This window comes from Limnohabitans sp. Jir72 (assembly GCF_003063575.1).
In the GTDB taxonomy this organism is placed as follows: domain Bacteria; phylum Pseudomonadota; class Gammaproteobacteria; order Burkholderiales; family Burkholderiaceae_C; genus Limnohabitans_A.
Window position 1 is genome coordinate 1 of sequence record NZ_NESC01000030.1, and the last position, 1598, is coordinate 1598.

General features: G+C 59.1%; 1 protein-coding gene. It reads left to right on the top strand.

Features of this window, described 5'->3' with window-relative positions; genetic code table 11:
• Positions 1-125: 125 nt before the first annotated feature.
• Positions 126-1598: an IS5 family transposase gene (locus B9Z52_RS17455; protein WP_108415114.1), complete on the top strand. Its 1473-nt coding sequence runs from the start codon at positions 126-128 to the stop codon at positions 1596-1598.

Below are 1598 nucleotides of genomic sequence, written 5' to 3' on the forward strand. Positions count from 1 at the left end.
GTCGTCCCTGCAAAACCTCTACAACCCGCATGAATGCTGATGATCTGGGGTGAATCCGGATGGGCAGAACTCTCAAATAGATATCCAATGGAGCCTGTTTTCTGGGAGTTTTTGAAAGCAGCGCCATGACCGATGACTTTTTCCGCAACCGCCTCGATCAGATGATCGATTTGCGCCATCCGCTGGCAGTGCTGGCCAACCGCATGCCTTGGCAAGAAATCGAAGCTTCCCTTGCGCAGCGCTGGGCACGTCAGGTCAAGGCGGGCAAGAAGATCGAAGACTTGGACTTATTTGGCCCGGTCTCGGCCGTAGCCGGTGGCGGCGTCTCCAATGCTGGTCGGCCTCGTCTGCCCACTCGTTTGATGGTGGCGCTGCTGTACCTCAAGCATGCGTTCAACGAGAGCGACGAGGACGTGATCCAACGCTGGGGCGAGACACCCACTTGGCAGTACTTTTCTGGCAACGAGTATTTCGAGCACCAGTGGCCGTGCGACCCCACACAACTGGGGCGCTTGCGTAAAGCCCTGGGCGAAGAAGGCGTGGAAGAGCTGCTGGCCCGCACCATGGAGGTGGCCGTCACGCTCAAGCTGATCGCCAAGAAAGAATTGACCCGCGTGATCGTGGACTCCACGGTGCAAGAGAAAGCCGTGGCACACCCCACCGACAGCAAGCTGCTGGAGACGGCCCGAGTCAAAGTGGTTGACGCCGCCAAGGCCAATGGCATCGAGCTCAAGCAAACCTACGCCAAAGAAGGTCAGCTGCTGGGCTACAAGGCTGGGCGTTACGCCCATGCCCGGCAGTTCAAGCGCATGCGCAAAGTCATCAAACGCCAGCGCACCATCGTTGGCAGGTTGCAGCGCGAGGTGGCACGCAAGATGACCACGCTCAGCCAAGCCGTGCAGGAAGCCTTGGGCCAGACCTTAGACAAGGCCAAACGCTTGGTCACGCAGACCGGCAGCCGCAAGGCAGTGGACAACCGCGCCAAGCTCTACAGCTGGCACGCGCCAGAGGTGGAGTGCATCAGCAAGGGTAAGAGCCGCAACCCCTACGAGTTTGGTGTGAAGGTCGGCCTGACCATGACGCTCAAGGGCAATCTGATCGTGGGGGCCAGGAGCTTTCCCGGTAACCCGTATGACGGCCACACCATGCACGAGCAGATCGAGCAAAGCGTCATCCTGATGCAAGGACTGGGAGTCAAGCCAGAGGTGGTGTACGCCGACTTGGGCTACCGGGGTGTGGACAAGGACAACCCGGACATCCAGATCAAACACCGGGGCAAGGACAAACGGCTCACCGATGAAGAGCGCAGACTGCTCAAACGCCGCCAAGCGATCGAGCCGATCATCGGGCATCTGAAGGCGGATCACCGGATGAACCGCTGCCACCTCAAGGGGTCAGAGGGTGATGCGTTGAATGCCGTGCTGTGCGCTGCGGGTTACAACATCCGCTGGCTGCTGCGGATGATCGCCAAAAAAGGCCTAGGCCTTTTGTTGTGCCTGTTGCGGGTGAGCGGTTTGAAGGGATTGTTTGAGAAATTGGCCGAAATCATCGGCAGTAACCGGCTGCAAAACTCAGATCAGCGCTGGGCGATGGCTTGA

Bases quoted from the DNA above. Each gene is read 5' to 3' on its own strand.
- B9Z52_RS17455 (WP_108415114.1), top strand. From the start codon at position 126: ATGACCGATGACTTTTTCCGCAACCGCCTCGATCAGATGATCGATTTG.